The following is a 20,157-nucleotide window of genomic DNA, read 5'->3' as shown; positions in this document are numbered from 1 at the left end:
CATTGTCGGGGGCTTTTGCATTCAGTTCACCTGTGCCACTCACTGGCACCGAACGGTGATTACTGGGTGTAGCGTGCCACGTTGGAAAGTCTGGGATCCGCCTTGGGGTTATGGCGGTAGAGCAGCGCTGTCTTGCCGATGCTTTGTACCAGCTCGGCGCCGGACTGCTCCAGCAGATGTTGAATAATCTCGGCCCGCTCGTCGCGTTCAGCGCCTGCAATGCTGACCTTGATCAGTTCGTGGTCGGTGAGTGCTCGTTCAAGTTCACCCATGACACCCTCGGTCAGACCCTTGTCACCAATCCGGACAACCGGGTTGAGAATATGGCCGACGCTACGCAGGGTTTTCTTTTGTGCCGCTGTAAGGCTCATGATATGTTGAAAACTCTCGATCCCTTTTCATGTGCAATCATCTTACTCCAGACGATGGTGGTGGCGCCAACGGTTGTCGCACGTCAGGTATCTTTCCTGAGCGAGTACCGGTGTTTGATCGCTATGGCACGGCAACTCCTTCTTCCGGAAGTTAACGTGACACGCGCCAAAAAGCCGCCTTCCGGCAAGAAGATTTCAGCCGATAACGGCTGGATGAAGACACATTTTGACGAGAGCTGGGTAAGGTGGAGCTGGGCCGAGGGCTATCGCGCCCATGCCGGTTACAAGCTGCTTGAAATCAATGGTCGCAATCGCCTTTTTACACCGTGCATGAGCGTAATGGATATGGGCGAGCGCCCAGCGGCTGGCCTCAGGTCGCCATGGCACATGTTGAGTGTCAGGAGCAGTTCATTGCCACTGATATTCTTGAATTGGATGCCGTTGCGGTCGTGGATTTCATTCAGGGTGACTTTACGGAAGAAGGCGCGCTGCATGCTATGCTCGGGGCGCTGGGTAACCGGCGGGTCAACGTTATGCTATCTGACATGGCGCCCAATCCGAGCGGGCAAATAGCCATCAACCATCCAGTGGGCATTTACCTTGTGTAACTGGCACTGGTTATGGCTTATGGCCCGGCGGGTATTGACGCCGGGTGGCGATTTCATGGTCAGAACCTTCCAGAGTGAGGGTCCTGATCAGCATCTAAAGGAAATGCGTCTTCGGTTCGATAAGGTAATGACTCGCAAGCCCGATGCCTCGCGTCCAAGATCGCGAGAAGTACATCTGCTTGGGCGCGGTTTTCGCGCATGAGCTTGTAATTGACAGGCCGCGCCCCAAGCTATCCGACACATACCGGGCCACGCCTGGCAGGCAGAATCACGTAGTGAGGGTGTCCCCTTGAACGACATGGCCAAGAATCTGATCCTATGGTTGATTATCGCGGCAGTATTGTTGACGGTATTCAATAACTTCAGCGTCGATAATTCGCCGCAGGCGATGAACTATTCCCAGTTCGTCGAGCAGGTGCAAAACGACCAGATCCGTCAGGTCACCATTGACGGTTATGACATCCGCGGCGAGCGCGACGATGGTTCAACCTTTCAGACCATCCGTCCCTCTGCGGAAGATCCGCGTCTGATGGATGATCTGCTCAGCAATAACGTAACGGTCATCGGCAAGAAGCCTGACCAGCAGAGCATCTGGTCACGGCTGTTGATTGCCAGTTTCCCCATATTGCTGATTCTGGCCATCTTCATGTTTTTCATGCGTCAGATGCAGGGTGGAGGGGCCGGAAAGGGCGGCCCCATGAGCTTTGGCAAGTCCAAGGCCAAGCTGCTGTCTCATGAACAGGTCAAGACAACCTTCAAGGATGTGGCCGGTTGCGACGAGGCCAAGGAAGAGGTCGAAGAACTTGTCGACTTTTTGAAGGACCCTTCCAAGTTTCAACGCCTTGGCGGACAGATCCCGCGTGGTGTTCTGATGGTGGGGCCTCCCGGTACCGGTAAGACACTGCTCGCCAAGGCCATTGCCGGTGAAGCCAAGGTACCCTTCTTCACCATTTCCGGTTCCGACTTTGTCGAGATGTTTGTAGGGGTTGGTGCTTCACGTGTGCGGGACATGTTCGAGCAGGCCAAGAAGCAGGCTCCGTGCATTATCTTTATTGATGAGATTGATGCAGTAGGGCGCTCGCGTGGTTCCGGCATGGGTGGTGGACACGATGAGCGAGAGCAGACCCTGAACCAGCTGCTGGTCGAGATGGACGGCTTTGAGGCCAACGAAGGCATCATTGTCATTGCGGCTACCAACCGTCCTGATGTCCTTGACCCTGCGCTATTGCGTCCGGGTCGCTTTGACCGTCAGGTGACCGTGGGGCTTCCTGACATTCGTGGGCGTGAGCACATCCTTGGTGTACACCTTCGCAAGGTGCCCCTGGCCGATGACGTCAGGCCGGAGCTGATTGCGCGGGGAACCCCGGGTTTTTCAGGGGCAGAGCTTGCCAACGTGGTCAACGAAGCAGCGCTCTTTGCGGCACGCAAGAATCGTCGGCTGATTGGCATGGCGGAGCTTGAAATGGCCAAGGACAAGATAATGATGGGAGCTGAGAAGCGCTCGATGGTCATGTCCGAGAAGGAAAAGCGCAACACGGCCTATCATGAGTCGGGCCATGCCATCATTGGCTTGTTGATGCCTGAACACGACCCGGTCTATAAGGTCACCATCATTCCTCGCGGTCGAGCGCTGGGTGTGACCATGTTCCTTCCCAATGAGGATCGCTATAGCTATACGCGTCAGCAGATCATCAGTCAGATATGCTCCCTGTTTGGTGGGCGTATCGCTGAAGAGATGACGCTGGGGCCCAACGGTGTCACCACCGGTGCTTCCAACGACATCAAGCGTGCCACGGAGCTTGCTCATAACATGGTGGCCAAGTGGGGGCTATCCCAGGAGATGGGCCCGCTGATGTATGACGAGGATGAGTCACATCAGTTCCTGGGTGGCCCTGGTGGCGGTGGCAGCAAGTTCAGTTCGGCAGAGACATCATCAAGACTGGATCGTGAAATTCGCCGCATCATTGATGAGTGCTACAAGCAGGCCGAGCAGATTCTGCATGATAATCGCGACAAGCTTGATGCGATGACCGAAGCGCTGATCAAATATGAAACCATCGATGCTGATCAGATCAGCGACATCATGGAAGGGCGCGATCCGCGTCCGCCCAAGGAGCCCGGCAGCAGCGGCCCAAGCGGTGGTCTTGGCGCACCGGATACCAGCTCCTCTGATGTAAGGCCGGTCGAAGACCCGGATGGCGACAGCGTCGATGATACGCGGCGACGTCCTTCCGATCCGCTGGGTGGCTCCTCCGGACACTGACCTGCATTTTACGTATGATAATGACCGCCCTTCGGGGCGGTTTTTTTATGTCCAATGATTACAATGAGTGATCAAGCGATCGGGTTTCAGGAATCACCATGTCAAAAGCAGCTACTTTCATGTCGTGCGGTGATCATCATCAGTTGTCGCTGGAGTGCCCTCATGTGATGGGCATTCTGAATGTGACGCCGGACTCTTTTTCCGATGGTGGTCAGCATGCCGTGGCTGATGCCGCATTGCGCCGTGCTGAAAAAATGCTTCTGGAAGGCGCAAGTATCATCGATGTGGGAGGCGAATCCACTCGGCCCGGAGCCACACCTGTTGGCGTACAGCAGGAAATGGATCGGGTGTTGCCCATCGTGGAACGGCTGACAGGTGAACTCGGCGCTCTGGTGTCGGTAGATACCAGTGCTCCGGAAATAATGACGGCCGTGGCCAGTGCCGGTGCCGGCATGATCAATGATGTACGCTCGCTGAGGCGTCCGGGGGCTCTGGAAGCTGCGGCAGCCACAGGGCTGCCCATCTGTCTCATGCATATGGTGGGCGAGCCCGATAACATGCAAAATGACCCTCGATACGCGCGCCCTGTCGAAGACGAAGTGGCGGCCTTTCTGGCACAACAGATTGAACGCTGTCTCAATGCCGGCATCGCTGGTGAACGGCTGCTGGTAGATCCAGGCTTTGGTTTTGCAAAGACGCTTGCGCACAACCTGCGTCTGATGAATCGCCTAGAGTATCTTCAGCGTCTGGGCTACCCCCTGCTGGTAGGAACTTCGCGCAAGGGCATGATCGGTCGTGCGCTCTCTCGTGAAGTTGATGAACGTCTTTATGGTGGATTGGCACTGACAACCCTTGCCATCAGCAAGGGTGCCTGGATTATCAGAACACACGATGTCGCTGCCAGCGCTGATGCTGTTGGCATGACCAGTGCAGTACTCAAGGAAGGCAAATAGTAATGGCAAGACAATATTTCGGGACGGATGGCATTCGCGGCACGGTAGGACAGGCGCCCATCACAGCAGACTTCATGCTGCGTCTGGGCTGGGCAGCAGGTCGTGTCTTTGCGCGTCAGAATCGGCGCGCTCGCGTACTGATTGGCAAGGATACTCGTATCTCCGGCTACATGTTCGAATCTGCACTGGAAGCCGGCTTTTCAGCAGCCGGGGTAGATGTTGCCCTGCTGGGTCCGATGCCCACGCCTGGTATTGCCTATCTGACGAGTACGCTGCGTGCCAGTGCCGGTGTGGTGATCAGCGCCTCGCACAATCCGTATCAGGATAATGGCATCAAGTTCTTTTCACAGCATGGCACCAAGCTGCCTGATGCCTTTGAAGACGAGATCGAGCGTGAACTCGCAGGGCTCCAGGAAACGGTTGGTCCTGACAGGCTCGGCAAGGCCGTGCGCATTGAGGACGCCGCCGGACGCTATATCGAATTCTGCAAGTCGACAGTGCCCAATCGCTTTGGTCTTCATGGGCTGAAAATGGTCATCGACTGTGCCAACGGGGCGACCTATCACATTGCGCCCAATGTTTTTCGCGAGCTGGGCGCTGAGGTTATCACCCTGGGTGTGACGCCTGATGGCCTCAATATCAATCAGCAGGTTGGCTCCACGCACCCGGAGGTCATGCGAGAGAAAGTGCTCGAGACTGGCGCTGATCTTGGCATCGCCTTTGATGGCGACGGCGATCGTGTGATCATGGTGGATCACACCGGACGCATCGTGGATGGGGATGACATTCTCTACATCATTGCACGCGACCGTCAGCGTCGTGGCGTGCTGGGTGGTGGGGTTGTCGGTACCCTCATGAGCAATTTTGGCCTGGCGTCAGCATTCGAGACATTGGGAATTCCCTTTGAGCGTGCCAAGGTTGGTGACCGTTATGTCATCGAGCAGATGCAGGCACGTAACTGGCAGCTTGGCGGAGAGTCCTCCGGGCATATCCTGTGCGGCCATGCTCAGACGACCGGCGATGGTATTGTCTCTGCCCTGCAGGTGCTGGCCACCATGGTGATCGAAGAGCGTAGTCTTGATGAGCTTCTGGAAGGCATGGAGAAGGCCCCGCAGGCACTGATTAACGTAAGGCTGGTGCCCGGTGTCGACAAGACGGCGCTGATGGAAAGCGCTTCGGTGGTCGGTGCTGTCAAGGACGTTGAGCAGACATTGGGAGAGTCCGGGCGCGTACTGCTCAGGCCATCAGGCACCGAACCATTGATTCGCGTCATGGTGGAGGGCCGTCCGCGCTTTGATGTTCAGGCGCTGGCACAAAAAATTGCCGATGAAATCGAACAGGGCATGACATCTGCCCAGGGCTGAAGAAAAAGGAGCGTGGTTGTGTTCACGCCATCGCTCCATTAACATCGCCCTCCTTGCGGAGGCGTCTACCAATACTTTCCTGTTCCCGACAGGCTAGGGAGAAGTCACCATGCGTAAGCCGCTGATTGCCGGCAACTGGAAGATGAATGGTTCGCTGGCGCTGCTGGACAGCATGAACCAGACACTGTCGTCTGCCCGGATTTCCTCCAGTGTGGATGTCGCCATCATTCCGCCTTTCACGCTGCTCATGCAGGCAGGGAAAGTGCTGGAAGGAAGTGGCATCGGACTCGGTGCACAGACACTCCACCCCGAATCGTCGGGAGCCTACACTGGTGAAGTCAGCGCTTCCTTGCTGAAGGAGTGCGGTGTCAGTCATGTGCTGGTAGGCCACTCGGAACGCCGTACGCTGTTTAATGAAGATGATCAGGCCGTGCTTGTTCGCGTCAAGGCAGCCCTTGATGCTGGTCTTGTTCCCATTTTGTGCGTGGGCGAGACGCTCGAAGAGCGTGAAGCGGATCAGGTAGAAACGGTGGTGCTGGGCCAGGTTCGTACGGTCATGGATGCGCTTTCACAAGAGCAGTGCTCACGGCTGGTCATTGCCTATGAACCGGTCTGGGCCATTGGCACGGGCCGTACGGCCACGCCCGAGCAGGCGCAGCAGGTGCATGCCATGATTCGCGCCTGGCTGTCAGACAAGGAACCCGCTCTGGGAGAGGGCATGCGCCTTCTGTATGGCGGCAGCATGAAGGCCGATAACGCTGCCGATCTTCTTTCCCAGCCGGATATCGATGGGGGGCTGATAGGCGGCGCCTCGCTTAAACCCGATGACTTTATTGCGATTTGTCACGCAGCAGGTTGATTAAATGTACGTTGCCATCATTTTGATTCACGTCCTTCTTGCCATCAGCCTGATCGCGCTGGTGCTGTTGCAGCGCGGCAAGGGAGCCGAGGCCGGGGCTGCCTTTGGAGGCGGTGCCTCGCAGACGGTACTGGGCTCGCAGGGTGCTTCCAAGACGCTTGCTCGTCTCACGGCCGTACTGGCAGCGCTGTTTTTTATAACATCGCTGGGTCTTGCCTGGCTGGTAGATCGTGGCGGAGAGACACAAAGCGGCATCCCCGATGCCCGCGTGATCGAGCAGCAGCGCACCAGTGCGCCGAGTCTTGATGATGGTGATGACGCGCCCCGGGCGCCCGCTGCCCAGCAGGGGTCTGAAAGCAGTGGCGATGACGGACTGAGTGTTCCTTCTACAGACAGCAGTAATAGTAATTGATGCAAGAGGTTATGCATCGCTTGACGAATCATGTCATGGGGTGCATAATCTCGCGCCAGTGATGAGGCGCTTGTTTCAGAAGAGTTTCATCACCTGCTCGACAAGCTGTTGAGCAAGACAGAAAGCAGGTTTCTGTCAAACCGAAAGCCGAAGTGGTGGAATTGGTAGACACGCTATCTTGAGGGGGTAGTGACCTTATGGTCGTGCGGGTTCAAGTCCCGCCTTCGGCACCATCGGAACTGCAAGTCGCGACAGACGGATCATGTTGATTCGGCAGGACAAAGTCCTTATACTGATTGCGCTATTGATGCGGGGTGGAGCAGCCTGGTAGCTCGTCGGGCTCATAACCCGAAGGTCGTCGGTTCAAATCCGGCCCCCGCTACCATCCAAGCGTTAAAGGATGGAAATTTTTTCCCGAAAAGCCCCTTCCATTGAAGGGGCTTTTTGTTACAGCGCAACAAGATCGCTCATCAGTCACCTCATCTGCTCTCCTGTATTTTCGCTCAGGTGCCTGATGCCACTGCAGGAGGCCATGTCGTGCCAACCAGGCAAGAAACACTGCATACGCTGATAGAACCCGCCGTCGCAGCGCTCGGCTTCGAGCTCTGGGGCATCGATTACAGCGCTCAGGGCAAACACTCCAAGCTGGTTGTCTATATCGAACACGAAAATGGTGTTGGTGTGGATGATTGTGCCGATGTCAGTCGGCAGGTAAGTGCTCTTCTGGATGTAGAAGACCCTCTCCCCGGACAGTATCAACTTGAAGTGTCCTCTCCCGGGATGGATCGCCCGCTTTATTCCCTGTCACATTTTGCCCGGTTTGCCGGTCACACGATTACGTTGAAACTGCGCGCGCCCTTCGAGGGTCAGCGTCGTTTCAAGGGGCTGCTGGCAGGAGTTGATGGCGATGAGGTGCTGCTGCAGTTCAATGACGAAGAGTATGGATTTCCTATCGAGACCATTGAGCAGGCACGTGTCGTGCCCGGGTTTGATAACTGATGCTTGATGATAACAAGGACTTTTCTGGCGAGGCACAGGCATGAGCAAGGATATTTTGCTGGTCGTCGATGCGATATCGAATGAAAAGGGTGTCCCCCGCGACATTATTTTCGAAGCCGTCGAGGCGGCGCTGGCCAGCGCCTCCCGCAAGCGCTACGAAGGCAAGGATGTTGATATCCGGGTTCGTATCGATCGTCACTCCGGTGACTATGACACCTTCAGGCGCTGGACAGTTGTGCCTGATGAAGACTACATCACTTCAGCACGTCAAATTCCGCTGGGAGCTGCTGAAGAGCGTGATGAACCGCTGGGTCTGGGTGCCGTGGTCGAAGAGCAGATCGAGTCAGCTGAGTTTGGTCGAATTGCCGCCCAGACAGCCAAGCAGGTCATCGTGCAGAAGGTGCGTGAGGCCGAGCGCGCCGAAATTGTGCGTCAGTATGCCGAGCGCGAAGGCGAACTGGTGGGCGGTAGTGTCAAGAAAACCACACGCGATGGCCTGATCATTGACCTGGGCGACAACGCGGAAGGTTTTTTGCCACGCGGTGAAATGATCCCGGGCGAGCGTTATCGTCTCAACGAGCGTGTCAGGGCCCTGCTCTGGCGCGTAGACCCCGAAGCGCGCGGCGCTCAGCTGATTCTGTCACGCACACGTCCCGAGTTTCTGGTTGAGCTGTTTACCATAGAGGTTCCTGAAATCTCGGAGCAGCTGATTGAAATCAAGGGCGCAGCGCGTGATCCAGGCTCTCGTGCCAAGATTGCCGTCAAGACCAACGATCGTCGTATCGATCCTGTTGGTGCCTGTGTCGGCATGCGAGGTTCCAGGGTTCAGGCCGTTTCAAATGAGCTTCGCAACGAGCGTGTGGACATCGTGCTTTGGGACGATAACCCCGCTCAGCTGGTCATCAATGCCATGGCACCTGCTGATGTGGCCTCCATCCTGGTGGATGAGGATACGCATGCCATGGACGTCGCGGTCGGTGAAGACAATCTGGCGCAGGCGATCGGGCGCAGTGGTCAGAACGTGCGCCTGGCGAGTGAGCTGACAGGCTGGACGCTCAACGTCATGACGGAGGAGGAAGCCGAAGGGCGCCGCGAGCAGGAACTCGACAGCTATATCGAATACTTCATCAACCATCTGGATGTTGATGAGGAGATGGCACGACTGCTGGTGGAAGAGGGCTTCACTTCGCTTGAAGAAGTCGCCTACGTCCCGCTGGAAGAGATGCTGGAAGTCGACGGCTTTGATGAGTCGCTGGTCGAAGAGCTGCGTGCGCGTGCCAAGGATGAATTGCTCAATCTGGCAATCAAATCCGAAGAAGAACTGGACGGCACCGCGCCCGCCGAGGATCTGCTCTCGATGGAGGGTATGGATCAGCATCTTGCCTACCGGCTGGCCGGGCGAGGAATTATCACCATGGAAGATCTTGCCGAGCAGTCCATTGAAGACCTCAAGGATATTGAGGGAATGGATGAAGAACGCGCAGCGGCACTGATCATGACGGCCCGGGCGCCGTGGTTCGAATAATCCATCGTATCGCGACAGGTCACGGGCTCAGGAGGTCATAAATGGCAGAAACAACAGTCAAGGAATTTGCCGGCAAGGTGGGGCGTGATGTCAGCCGCCTGCTGGAGCAGATGAGCGAAGCAGGCCTGCCTCACAAGGCAGAAAATGATGCTGTCTCTGAAGAAGACAAGCAAAAGCTGCTCGATTATCTCACCAAGAGCCACGGCGGTGCTGGTGCGCGCGGTAACAAGAACCGCATTACCATGACGCGCAAGACCCGCAGCAAGATTCGCACTGGCGATGGTCGCAACAAGACCATCGAAGTGCAGGTTCGTAAAAAGCGCACCTATGTCAAGCGTGGCGACGAGGAAAACGGCGAGCAGGCGTCGCAGGATCAGGCGCCAGCTGCCGAGCAGACCAGCGATACCGCTGCGCCGGCCGCATCTGAAGCCCCCGTGCAGCAGGCCCCGGCACAGGAAGCAGCTTCCGAGTCGGCCGAGGCTGTTACCGAAACAGCAGCGAAAAAGTCTGAGCCGGTAGAGGCTGTCGCGGTTGTCCCTTCAGAAGACGAAGGCGACAGTGCGCCTGCTGTTGAGGCGCCGCCTCGCGAGCCGCGCAACGACAACAGTCGTCGCACCGCTCGCCGCGGAGAAGGTGGCAAGTCAGCTGGCGGTCGTCGTGACGAGCGTCGTGATGATGCCGACGAGCGCAGCGAACGCAACGAGCGCAAGCGTGGTGGCAAGAAGGTCAAGCGTGCCGAGCAGCGTCGCGGCAGTCGTCGTGGCGGCAGTGGCCGCAGCGATAATGCACATGGCTTCCAGAAGCCGGTTCAGAATATCGTTCGCGAAGTGCCGATCCCTGAATCCATCAGCGTGGCAGACCTTGCCGACAAGATGGCCATCAAGGCCAACGAAGTCATCAAGGCCATGTTCAAAATGGGCGCAGCCGTCACCATCAACCAGACCATTGATCAGGATACCGCTGCGATCGTGGTCGAAGAGATGGGGCATACGCCCAAGCTGGTGAAGGAAGATGCACTTGAGACGGAAGTGCTCGAGAACATCTCCTACGAAGGTGAACAGATCACGCGTGCACCGGTCGTCACCGTCATGGGTCACGTTGACCATGGCAAGACCTCGCTTCTGGACTACATTCGTCGCACCAAGGTCGCTACCGGTGAGGCCGGCGGTATCACCCAGCATATCGGCGCCTACCACGTCGAGCATGAAAATGGTGATGTCACCTTCCTCGACACCCCCGGTCACGCCGCCTTTACGGCCATGCGTGCACGCGGTGCGCAGGCCACTGACGTGGTTATCCTCGTGGTAGCGGCTGATGACGGCGTCATGCCGCAGACGGTCGAAGCCATCGAGCATGCCAAGGCTGCCGGTGTTCCGCTGGTCGTGGCGGTCAACAAGATCGACAAGGCCGGTGCCGATCCGGATCGTGTGCGCAACGAGCTCTCTCAGCGCGGCGTGATCTCGGAAGAGTGGGGCGGTGACACCCAGTTCGTTCATGTTTCTGCCAAAAGCGGCGAAAACATCGATGGGCTGCTGGAAGCCGTGCTGCTGGTTTCCGAAGTTCTGGAGCTCAAGGCGGTTCCCGAAGCGCCCGGCAAGGGTGTGGTGGTCGAGTCCCGTCTGGACCGCGGTCGTGGTCCCGTTGCCACCGTGCTGGTGCAAAACGGAACGCTCAAGAAGGGTGATGTCGTACTGGCCGGTCTTCATTACGGTCGCGTGCGTGCGCTGGTCAACGAGCTGGGCAAGCAGGTCGATGAAGCCGGGCCTTCCATGCCGGTCGAGATCCTGGGTCTTGGCGGTACGCCGGAAGCAGGCGATGACTTCATGGTCGTGGCTGATGAGAAGAAGGCGCGTGAAGTGGCCAACTTCCGTCAGGGCAAGTATCGCGAAGTGCGCCTGGCACGCCAGCAGAAGGCCAAGCTGGAGAACATGTTCAGCCAGATGGGTCAGGACGAAACCGCAACGGTCAACATCGTGCTCAAGGCCGACGTGCAGGGCTCACTGGAAGCCATTCGCGGCGCGCTCGAGGAGCTGTCGACCGATGAGGTCAAGGTGGCCGTGGTCTCCTCCGGTGTGGGCGGTATTACCGAAACCGACACCAACCTGGCGGTGGCATCCAATGCCATTATCGTGGGCTTCAACGTCCGTGCCGATGCCTCCTCGCGTGACATCGTCGAGCGTGAAGGTCTGGATCTGCGCTACTACAGCGTCATCTATCAGCTCATTGACGAGGTCAAGCTGGCGATGAGCGGTATGCTGGCACCGGAATGGCGTGAAGACATTGTGGGTGTGGCCGAGGTTCGTGACGTCTTCCGTGCTCCGAAAATCGGCGCTGTTGCCGGCTGTATGGTCATCGAAGGCAACGTCCACCGTAACAAGCGTATCCGTGTTCTGCGTGACAACGTCGTGGTCTATGAAGGGGAGCTGGAATCCCTGCGCCGCTTCAAGGATGACGTCAGCGAAGTGCGTAATGGCATGGAGTGCGGCATCGGCGTACGTAACTACAACGATGTTCAGGTCGGTGACAAGATCGAAGTCTTTGACCAGATCGAGGTCCAGCGCTCTCTGTGAGCGCTGCACCCATGACGGGAGCGATTCATGCGTGAATTCAGTCGTACGGATCGGGTGGGCGAACAGCTGGCCCATGAACTGGCTCAGCTGATCCAGCGTGAAGTCAAGGATCCACGGCTGGGCATGGTGACGGTCACGTCGGCCGATGTCAGTCGTGATCTGGGCTATGCCGATGTTCATGTCACTCTGATGGGTGAAAATGATCCGGAGCGCATCCGCGAGAACCTGGCCGTGCTCAAGCGAGCCAGCGGCTTTCTTCGGTCTCGCGTTGCCCGGACCATGAAACTCAGGCATGTGCCCGAGCTTCGCTTTCACTTCGACGAGTCCGTCAGCCGCGGCCATGCACTGTCGAGTCTGATTGAACGTGCCGTGCAGTCCGATCGTGATCGTGCTTCGGACGAGGACGAGGGTTCGGAGCGCAGCGACTGATGGCGAGAAGACGTCGCGGGCGACCTGTTGATGGCGTGCTTTTGCTTGATAAAAGCGAAGGCGTAACGTCAAACCGCGCACTGCAGCAGGTGCGCGGGCTCTATCAGGCGCAAAAGGCCGGGCACACCGGTACGCTGGACCCCATGGCGACCGGGCTTTTGCCCATCTGTCTGGGGGAGGCGACCAAGTTCTCGTCCTGGTTGCTGGATGCCGACAAGCGTTATCTGGCGGACGTTCGTCTGGGCGCTGTGACCGATACCGGTGACCGTGAAGGTGAGATACTCAGGGAGTATGCTGTTCCTCCGTTGAGTGATGACGATATCGAAAGTGTGTTGTCCGGTTTTCTGGGCGAAATCGATCAGGTGCCGCCGATGTATTCGGCACTCAAGCATCAGGGGCGTCCGCTTTATGAGCATGCCCGCGCCGGAAAAGAGATTGCGCGTGCACCCAGGCGCGTGAGCATTTATGATATCGCGCTCACTTCGCGACATTCCCAGGGATTTTCTCTGGATGTCAGCGTCAGCAAGGGTACCTATATTCGTACTCTGGCTGAGGATATTGGCGAGCGTCTTGGCTGTGGCGCGCACCTTGAAGGGCTGCGCCGACTCAGAACCGGCCCTTTCGATGACAGCAACATGCTCGATATCGAAGTGCTTGAGTCCATGAGCGATGAGCAGCGTCTTGCAAGGTTGTTGCCGGTGGATGCGCTGATCAGTCACCTCCCGGCACTGAATACCGATGACGATGGCGCGCGGCGCATCATGCATGGCCAGCCCATTGCACTTGAAACGCTCTCGCTGGACGAAGGCAGTGTCGCCAGGCTCTATCATGACCAAAGCCTGTTGGGCGTGGTCACCATCAGCGGGTCGGGGCAGTGTTCGCCTCGCCGGCTGATCAATACTGCCGATGAAAGTCGGTAGGGTTCGCGAAGACTGCAAATATGCGTGGTCTTCGACATTTATCAATGCTCAGGCATATTAAACTGGAGAAGTAACATGGCACTGACTGCCGAACGCAAGGCCGAAATCGTCAAGGAATTCGGTACCGTTGAGAACGACACCGGCTCGCCGGAAGTTCAGATCGCTCTGCTGACTGACAACATCGTCACGCTGCAGAGCCACTTCAAGGATCACAAGCAGGACCATCACTCGCGTCGTGGTCTGATCCGCATGGTTAACCAGCGCCGCAAGCTGCTGGACTACCTCAAGCGCAAGAATTTTGATCGCTACCAGCAGATCATTTCTCGTCTGGGCCTGCGTCGCTGATTGCGTCGCCATTCCGGTACGAACTGACAGGCGGCTCCCCTTCGGGAGCCGCCTGTTTTTTGTTGTGCCGGCCGGGTGAGAGTGACACTTGGGGCGTTTGATTTTAAGATGACATTGAAAGTAGATGAATGGTTTACGAGAAAAGGACAGCGCATTGAACGCGGTTAAAAAGACATTTCAATACGGCAATCACAGCGTCACGCTGGAAACCGGCCGTCTGGCACGTCAGGCGACCGGCAGCGTACTGGTCACCATGGACAACACGGTTGTGTTGTGTACGGTTGTGGCCCGCAAGGACACCAAGCCCGGTCAGGATTTCTTCCCCCTTTCCGTGCATTACCAGGAAAAGACCTATTCGGTCGGCAAGATTCCGGGCGGCTTTTTCAAGCGTGAAGGGCGCCCCAGCGAGAAGGAAACGCTGACCTCGCGTCTGATCGATCGCCCGATCCGCCCGCTGTTTCCCAAGGGCTTCATGAACGAAGTGCAGGTTGTCTGCACGGTACTCTCGGCAGAGCGGCATCAGGATCCTGATATCGCGGCCATGCTGGGAACTTCAGCGGCGCTGGCGATTTCCGGTGTGCCCTTTGCCGGTCCGATCGGCGCGGCGCGCGTGGCGTTCACCAACGAGCGCGGCTATTTCATCAACCCTACTCAGGAAGAGCTGCAGGCGTCCGAGCTCGACATGGTCGTGGCCGGTACCGAAAAGGCCGTGCTGATGGTCGAGTCCGAGGCCAAAGAGCTCTCCGAAGATGAAATGCTTGGCGCCGTCCTGTTCGCCCATGAAGAGATGCAGGTGGCCATCAAGGCCATCAACGAATTCGTGAGCGAAGGTGGCAAGGCCAAATGGGACTGGCAGCCGCAGTCCGAAAATGCAGCACTCAAGGATGCCCTGGCCAGCGGTTATGAGGCCGGCATCGGCGAAGCCTATCGAATTACCGACAAGATGGCCCGGCAGGACCGTTTGAGCGAGCTCAAGGCTCAGGCTAAGACGCAGCTCTGTGAAGGCGACGATGCGCTCTACAGCAGCGAAGACGTCAGCAACGGCTTTGCCCGGCTTGAAAAGCGTATTGTGCGTGAGCGCGTGCTCAATGGTGAACCGCGTATTGATGGCCGTGACCATGCCACCGTTCGCGCGCTGGACATCGAAGTCGGCGCACTGCCCCGCACGCATGGCTCTGCCATCTTCACGCGCGGTGAGACCCAGGCCATCGTGACCACGACGCTGGGCACCACTCGCGATGCGCAGCTTGTGGAAGGTCTTGATGGTGAGCGCCATGACCGCTTTATGCTGCACTACAACTTCCCGCCCTACAGCGTGGGTGAGGCCGGCTTCATTGGTTCGCCAAAGCGTCGTGAAATCGGCCATGGCCGTCTGGCGCGCCGTGGTGTTGCTGCCATGTTGCCCTCGGCCGACGACTTCCCGTACTCGATTCGTGTGGTCTCCGAGATCACCGAGTCCAACGGTTCAAGCTCAATGGCGTCCGTCTGCGGTTCTTCGCTGGCGCTGATGGATGCCGGTGTACCGCTGAAAGCACCGGTAGCCGGTATTGCCATGGGACTGGTCAAGGAAAATGATCGCTTTGCCGTGTTGACCGATATCCTTGGTGATGAAGATCATCTGGGCGACATGGACTTCAAGGTGGCGGGTTCCGTTGACGGTATCACCGCGCTGCAGATGGACATCAAGATCGAAGGGATCAACGAAGAGATCATGGAAAAGGCGCTCGAGCAGGCCTTCCATGCGCGTCAGCATATCCTGGTCGAGATGAATCGCGTGATCGCACAGAGCCGTGGTGAAGTGGCCGAGCATGCACCTACCATGGCACGTCTCAAGATCGATCCCGAGAAGATTCGTGACGTCATCGGCAAGGGTGGCGCGACCATTCGCCAGATCTGCGAAGACACCGGCGCCTCGATTGATATCGACGATGACGGCAGCGTGCGCATCTACGCCGAAACCAAGGCGGGGGCACAAAAGGCTGTCGATACGGTCATGGGCATCACTGCCGAAGCGGAAATCAACAAGCTCTATCGCGGCAAGGTCGTACGCATCGCTGATTTCGGCGCGTTCGTCAACTTCATGCCGGGTACCGATGGGCTGGTACACATTTCCCAGATCGTACCTGAGCGCGTCAATGACGTGCGTGACTTCCTGAGCGAAGGACAGATGGTGACCGTCAAGGTACTGGATATCGACAACCGCGGTCGCGTGAAGCTCTCCATCAAGGAAGTTGGCGAAGAAGAGAAGGCTGCCTTCGAGGCCACGCTGGAAGAATAATTTTCCAGACGCCTGATGCCAGCCCACAGCGTCAGCCCGACTGACGCTGTGATGGGTGACAGGAAGGCTTCGATATCTCAGGGCCTGGCTCCGGTTTGACCGGAGTCAGGCCCTTTTTGTATCCGAAAAACGAGGTTGCGGGCTGTTCACGCAGGCCTTAAAGCTGTCGCGCCATGGGTTGAACGCCACGCTCATCAACCGGCGCACTGCTGCTGATATAGCCAAGGCGTTGGTAAAGCCGAAGGGCGGGTTGATTATCGACAGCAACGTTGAGTGTTACTCGCGTTCCCCCAAGGCTGGCCGCCTGTGCCTCGAGGTGACGACAAAGCTTCTCGCCCAGCCGCTGGTTGCGGAGATGAGGCGCGACAATGAGTCGACATAGATGCCAGGTCGTGTCCTGATCGCGCGGTGACAGCTGGCCGAATGCCTGTAATTCACCGTTTTCTTCTAACGAAAAGGATGGCAGGGTCTCGGCATTGATCTGCTGCCACAGCTGATCTGCCTGCACAGGCCATGTCAGCAATGGGCCGCCCCATCGTGCCAGACCCTCTGGTGAGTCAAGCCACCCGACCAGCATATCCATGTCTTCAGGTTGTGCTGATCGCCACCCCGTCATGAGGGAAAGCTCAGATTGTCGATCAGCCGCGTGCTGCCGAGTCGAGCTGCCACCAGCAGTACCGAGCCGGGCTGCCATGTGTTAACCGGGTATAGCGTATCAGCATCGCAAAGGGTCAGATATTCGGGTTGAAACCCAGCGTTTTCCAGTTGCTGCAGACCTTTTGTCAGCACCTGTTCGCTGGGCTCTCCCTGCTCGAGACGTCGGCCGCTGTCGACAAGACATTGATACAGCTGGCTGGCCCGCGCTCGCTCGTCGATTTCCAGATAGCCATTGCGTGAAGACAGTGCCAGACCGTCATGATCGCGGGCAATGGGTACACCAATGATGTCGATGGGCATGTGTTGATCGCGTACCAGCTTTCGGATGACTGCCAGCTGCTGAAAGTCTTTTTCGCCAAAGCAGGCCACATCGGGGCGCGTTAAATTGAAAAGAAGACTGACCACGGTTGCCACGCCATCGAAATGCCCAGGACGATGGGCACCGCATAGACCTTCTGATACCTGCGGTACGCTGACCCGGGTCAGAGCGGACTGCCCCTGCGGATAGAGGGTATCGACGCCCGGCGCAAACAGAAGATCACAGCCGCGCTCGGTCAGAAGCCGCTGATCTTCTACAAGCGTACGCGGATAGCGATCCAGGTCCTCACCAGGGCCAAACTGTAGCGGATTGACAAAAATGGTGGCCAAAACACGATCGGCATGTTGCCGGGCGGCATCCACCAGTCTCAGATGGCCCTCATGTAAATTGCCCATGGTCGGCACCAGAGCGATTCGATGGCCCTCGCGGCGCCATGTCGCCAGGGTGGATTGAAGGGCTTTGATATCGTCAAACGTTTGCATGACGTGTTGTATCCATGTTCAAGATCAAAAACAGTGTTCCGGTGCGGGAAAGTCGCGTGCCTTGACCGCCTCGTGATAGGCCCTGAAAGCACCCTCGATACTGCCGGATTCTGTCATGAAATTTTTGACGAATCTTGGCGCCTTTCCGGTCGTGGCACCGAGCATGTCGTGCATGACCAGAATCTGGCCATCAACGTCGGGACCTGCCCCAATGCCGATGACTGGAACACTGAGGGCTGTCCGAATGCGGCCGGCCAGTTCGCGAGGCACGCACTCCAGCAGGATGACGCCGGCGCCGGCCTGTTCCAGCGTTCTGGCAGCCTCGAGCATGACATCGCCCTGCTGGCTATCACGTCCCTGGACGCGATAGCCGCCCAGCGCATGAACGCTTTGCGGCGTCAGGCCCATGTGTACGCAGACAGGAATACCGCGCTGCGTCAGGGCGGTGACAGTCTCGGCAAGCCAGGCTTCACCCTCAAGCTTGATCATGTGCGCGCCTGCCTGCATCAGCCGCCCGGCTGCCTCCAGCGTCTGGGAGGTTGTGATATTGGTCATGAAAGGAAGATCCGCCATGATCAGGCTGGCCGTTTCTGCCCGTGCCACACACCGAGTGTGATAGACCATATCCTCCAGCGTCACGGGCAAGGTCGACGTGTGGCCCTGCAGTACCATGCCCAGGGAGTCTCCAATCAGCAGAACCTCAATGCCGGCATTGCCTGCCAGCCTGGCCATGGTGGCGTCATAGGCAGTGAGACAGCTGAAGGGCTGTCCTGCAGATCGGCGTTCGTTCAACGTTTTAATGGTAATGGGGCGGGTCATGCATCCCTCGACGGTTGACAGCCAGTATGGCTGATCGAGTCTAGGGTCAGAACGACAGACGCTTCAAGTCATTGGAGGGCAACGCTGCCGGAAGCTGTTTCAATGGCAGACCGCCCGGAAGGCGAAGTTCAGGTTCAATTTCCAGCATGGGCTGGACTACAAAGGCACGCTCGCATAGCCATGGATGGGGCACCGAGAGGCGAGCAAGATCGAGCTGTTGATCATCGTAAAGCAGGATATCCAGATCCAGCGTACGTGGTCCCCAGTGACGCTTTCGTACACGCCGGTGGCGCTGTTCCAGTGCCTGAAGCTGGTCCAGCAACGCCAGCGAAGATAACCGTGTCTCCAGCACCGCCACGGCGTTGATGAAGTCAGGCTGATCCTGTGGGCCGACCGGACGACTGCTATAGGGCGAAGAATGAGCCCATAGCCGGGTCAGAGGAAGTCTGGACAGATCCTCAAGAGCGGTGGATACCTGCTGTTGAGGATGATCCAGATTGCTGCCAAGTCCGATCCATGCCCTGTGACTCACTCCTGTCCATCCCTTGGCGCGCGACGTCTGCGGCGACGTCGGGGTTTGCGAGATGGCATGGGCATGCTTTCAGGAGTGTCATCATCGCCGACGAGATCGTCCTGGCCCTGTTCGACCTTTTGTACCATCTCGCGCTGCTGGGTTTCGCTGGCTTCCTGAAAACGGGTCCACCAGAGCCCCAGACCTGAGGCAATTTCACCGGCGCTCTCCCTGAGCAGCAAAAAGTCGTAGGCCGCCCGGAAGCGTTGGTGTGCCAGCGTCTGGTAGGGCCGTTTGCCTCGTCGACGTGGCAGCATCAGCTGCATGTCCCAGATTTCACGCATGGGCAGGCTGAAACGCTTTGGAATGGACGTATGCTGCAACTGACGGTTCAGGACCTGTTGGGAGGCCTGCTGTGCAGCCGGGACAGGCGGAATGCCCTCATCAATCAGTTGCGCCGTCTGGGCCACTGTGGCTGGCCAGAGCAGGGCTGCGTATAAAAAGGCCGGCGTGACGGGTTTGTCGGCACGGATACGCTCATCGGTATTGATCAGCGCCTGCTCGACCATTTTTTCAGCCCAGCTCAATTGCGCAAATGATTCTTCGGTGCCCGGAAAAAGCATGGCAAAGAGCCCATAACGCCTCAGCCCCTGGAAAGTACTCAGGGCATGACCGGAGAGAAAAAGCTTGAGCACTTCTTCAAACAGGCGGGCGGGCGGAATCTGCAGCAGCAGGGGCGCACAGTCTGCCAGCGGTGACTCCGTTTCGGGTGCCAGCGTAAAATCAAGCTTGCTGGCAAAGCGCACGGCGCGAAGCATGCGGACCGGATCTTCTCGATAACGAAGGTCCGGATCACCGATCAGTCGAAGAACACGATGCTCCAGATCTTCCAGACCGCCGGTCCAGTCGTGAATGGCAAAATCACGTACGCTGTAATAGAGCGCGTTAACCGTGAAGTCACGGCGAAGCGCGTCCTCATCAACACTGCCCCAGACATTGTCACGCAACAAAAGCCCTTCTTCGGACTGTTGTGAGTGTCGTTCAGCCATTTCGGTGTCATGGCCGCCACGAAAGGTGGTGACCTCAATGATTTCGCGCCCGAAACGGACATGAACGATACGAAATCGTCGACCGATCATGCGGGCATTGCGAAAGACATGGCGCACCTGTTCAGGGGTAGCGCTGGTGGCAACATCGAAATCCTTGGGCACCTGCCCAAGAAGAGAGTCTCTGACACAGCCACCTACCAGATAGGCTTCAAAACCTGCCTGGTTAAGACGATAAAGTACCTTCAGCGCATTTTCGCTGAGCATTCGTCGAGAAATTGGGTGCTGGTCGCGGGGAAGAATGGTGGGCGTCAAGGTGAAGCCATGTTGACCTGATGAAAATTCCGGGGGCCGATTCTGAATAGGCCATGGTGTCCCGATCTGTCTGCGTACTGCTATGTCGAGACGCCGATCAGAAGCTCAGTGT

20 protein-coding genes and 2 tRNA genes are annotated in these 20,157 nt (G+C 57.6%); 16 read left to right on the top strand and 6 right to left on the bottom strand.

The window, feature by feature from the left end; all coding sequences use genetic code 11:
- Positions 1-59: 59 nt before the first annotated feature.
- Positions 60-371: a ribosome assembly RNA-binding protein YhbY gene (gene yhbY, locus B9G99_RS03930; RefSeq protein WP_086620837.1), complete on the bottom strand. Its 312-nt coding sequence runs from the start codon at positions 369-371 to the stop codon at positions 60-62.
- A 380-nt stretch (positions 372-751) separates the two neighbouring features.
- Here yhbY and B9G99_RS17250 point away from each other — a divergent pair, with 380 nt between their 5' ends.
- The 16 genes from B9G99_RS17250 to pnp all read left to right on the top strand — a co-directional run bounded on the left by B9G99_RS17250 (position 752) and on the right by pnp (position 15,896).
- Positions 752-979: an SAM-dependent methyltransferase gene (locus tag B9G99_RS17250; protein WP_335617626.1), complete on the top strand. Its 228-nt coding sequence runs from the start codon at positions 752-754 to the stop codon at positions 977-979.
- A 19-nt stretch (positions 980-998) separates the two neighbouring features.
- A complete protein-coding gene (locus B9G99_RS17245) occupies positions 999-1,181 on the top strand; it encodes an SAM-dependent methyltransferase (RefSeq protein WP_335617625.1) in 183 nt (60 codons plus the stop codon).
- An 87-nt stretch (positions 1,182-1,268) separates the two neighbouring features.
- Positions 1,269-3,242 carry an ATP-dependent zinc metalloprotease FtsH gene (gene ftsH / locus B9G99_RS03920; RefSeq protein WP_086620836.1) on the top strand — a complete coding sequence of 658 codons (1,974 nt, stop codon included), beginning with the start codon at positions 1,269-1,271 and terminating at the stop codon, positions 3,240-3,242.
- Between the two features lie 98 nt (positions 3,243-3,340).
- Positions 3,341-4,195, top strand: a complete 855-nt coding sequence (folP, locus tag B9G99_RS03915) for a dihydropteroate synthase (RefSeq protein WP_227875919.1) — start codon at positions 3,341-3,343, stop codon at positions 4,193-4,195.
- 2 nt (positions 4,196-4,197) lie between these two features.
- Positions 4,198-5,559, top strand: a complete 1,362-nt coding sequence (glmM, locus tag B9G99_RS03910) for a phosphoglucosamine mutase (protein ID WP_086620835.1) — start codon at positions 4,198-4,200, stop codon at positions 5,557-5,559.
- Between the two features lie 109 nt (positions 5,560-5,668).
- Positions 5,669-6,418 (top strand): triose-phosphate isomerase, encoded by a 750-nt coding sequence (gene tpiA / locus B9G99_RS03905; RefSeq protein WP_086620834.1) that lies wholly within the window; start codon positions 5,669-5,671, stop codon positions 6,416-6,418.
- A gap of 4 nt (positions 6,419-6,422) precedes the next feature.
- Positions 6,423-6,830 (top strand): preprotein translocase subunit SecG, encoded by a 408-nt coding sequence (secG, locus tag B9G99_RS03900; RefSeq protein ID WP_086620833.1) that lies wholly within the window; start codon positions 6,423-6,425, stop codon positions 6,828-6,830.
- 146 nt (positions 6,831-6,976) lie between these two features.
- Positions 6,977-7,063: transfer RNA gene (locus tag B9G99_RS03895), tRNA-Leu, on the top strand.
- A gap of 75 nt (positions 7,064-7,138) precedes the next feature.
- Positions 7,139-7,215 (top strand) — tRNA-Met (locus B9G99_RS03890).
- Between the two features lie 152 nt (positions 7,216-7,367).
- The gene (gene rimP / locus B9G99_RS03885) at positions 7,368-7,829 is read left to right on the top strand and encodes a ribosome maturation factor RimP (RefSeq protein ID WP_086623267.1); all 462 of its coding nucleotides are present in this window, start codon (positions 7,368-7,370) and stop codon (positions 7,827-7,829) included.
- A gap of 40 nt (positions 7,830-7,869) precedes the next feature.
- Positions 7,870-9,354, top strand: coding sequence for a transcription termination factor NusA (nusA, locus tag B9G99_RS03880; RefSeq protein ID WP_086620832.1), 1,485 nt, complete (start codon positions 7,870-7,872; stop codon positions 9,352-9,354).
- 41 nt (positions 9,355-9,395) lie between these two features.
- Entirely contained in the window at positions 9,396-11,924 is a 2,529-nt protein-coding gene (infB, locus tag B9G99_RS03875) for a translation initiation factor IF-2 (RefSeq protein WP_086620831.1), read from the top strand.
- Positions 11,925-11,951: 27 nt separating this feature from the next.
- Positions 11,952-12,353, top strand: coding sequence for a 30S ribosome-binding factor RbfA (rbfA, locus tag B9G99_RS03870; protein WP_086620830.1), 402 nt, complete (start codon positions 11,952-11,954; stop codon positions 12,351-12,353).
- Positions 12,353-13,273 (top strand): tRNA pseudouridine(55) synthase TruB, encoded by a 921-nt coding sequence (gene truB, locus B9G99_RS03865; RefSeq protein WP_086620829.1) that lies wholly within the window; start codon positions 12,353-12,355, stop codon positions 13,271-13,273. Before rbfA ends, truB begins: the two co-directional genes overlap by 1 nt.
- A gap of 75 nt (positions 13,274-13,348) precedes the next feature.
- Complete coding sequence (gene rpsO / locus B9G99_RS03860; protein WP_086620828.1) at positions 13,349-13,618, top strand: 30S ribosomal protein S15; 270 nt, start codon at positions 13,349-13,351, stop codon at positions 13,616-13,618.
- A 154-nt stretch (positions 13,619-13,772) separates the two neighbouring features.
- Positions 13,773-15,896, top strand: coding sequence for a polyribonucleotide nucleotidyltransferase (pnp, locus tag B9G99_RS03855; RefSeq protein ID WP_086620827.1), 2,124 nt, complete (start codon positions 13,773-13,775; stop codon positions 15,894-15,896).
- A gap of 157 nt (positions 15,897-16,053) precedes the next feature.
- Here pnp and B9G99_RS03850 read toward each other — a convergent pair whose 3' ends face one another.
- The 5 genes from B9G99_RS03850 to pcnB are packed head-to-tail and all read right to left on the bottom strand — an operon-like array spanning position 16,054 to position 20,045.
- A complete protein-coding gene (locus B9G99_RS03850) occupies positions 16,054-16,512 on the bottom strand; it encodes a GNAT family N-acetyltransferase (protein ID WP_335617624.1) in 459 nt (152 codons plus the stop codon).
- Complete coding sequence (gene panC, locus B9G99_RS03845) at positions 16,509-17,354, bottom strand: pantoate--beta-alanine ligase (protein WP_086620826.1); 846 nt, start codon at positions 17,352-17,354, stop codon at positions 16,509-16,511. The genes B9G99_RS03850 and panC overlap by 4 nt, the downstream gene beginning before the upstream one ends.
- A gap of 24 nt (positions 17,355-17,378) precedes the next feature.
- Positions 17,379-18,173 carry a 3-methyl-2-oxobutanoate hydroxymethyltransferase gene (panB, locus tag B9G99_RS03840; RefSeq protein WP_086620825.1) on the bottom strand — a complete coding sequence of 265 codons (795 nt, stop codon included), beginning with the start codon at positions 18,171-18,173 and terminating at the stop codon, positions 17,379-17,381.
- Between the two features lie 46 nt (positions 18,174-18,219).
- Entirely contained in the window at positions 18,220-18,705 is a 486-nt protein-coding gene (gene folK / locus B9G99_RS03835; RefSeq protein ID WP_086620824.1) for a 2-amino-4-hydroxy-6-hydroxymethyldihydropteridine diphosphokinase, read from the bottom strand.
- On the bottom strand, positions 18,702-20,045 hold the full coding sequence (gene pcnB / locus B9G99_RS03830) for a polynucleotide adenylyltransferase PcnB (protein WP_227875918.1): 1,344 nt from the start codon (positions 20,043-20,045) through the stop codon (positions 18,702-18,704). Before pcnB ends, folK begins: the two co-directional genes overlap by 4 nt.
- Positions 20,046-20,157: the final 112 nt, after the last annotated feature.

Source organism: Kushneria konosiri, from assembly GCF_002155145.1.
Classification (GTDB): domain Bacteria; phylum Pseudomonadota; class Gammaproteobacteria; order Pseudomonadales; family Halomonadaceae; genus Kushneria; species Kushneria konosiri.
This window is presented reverse-complemented; position numbering and strand designations above follow the sequence as displayed.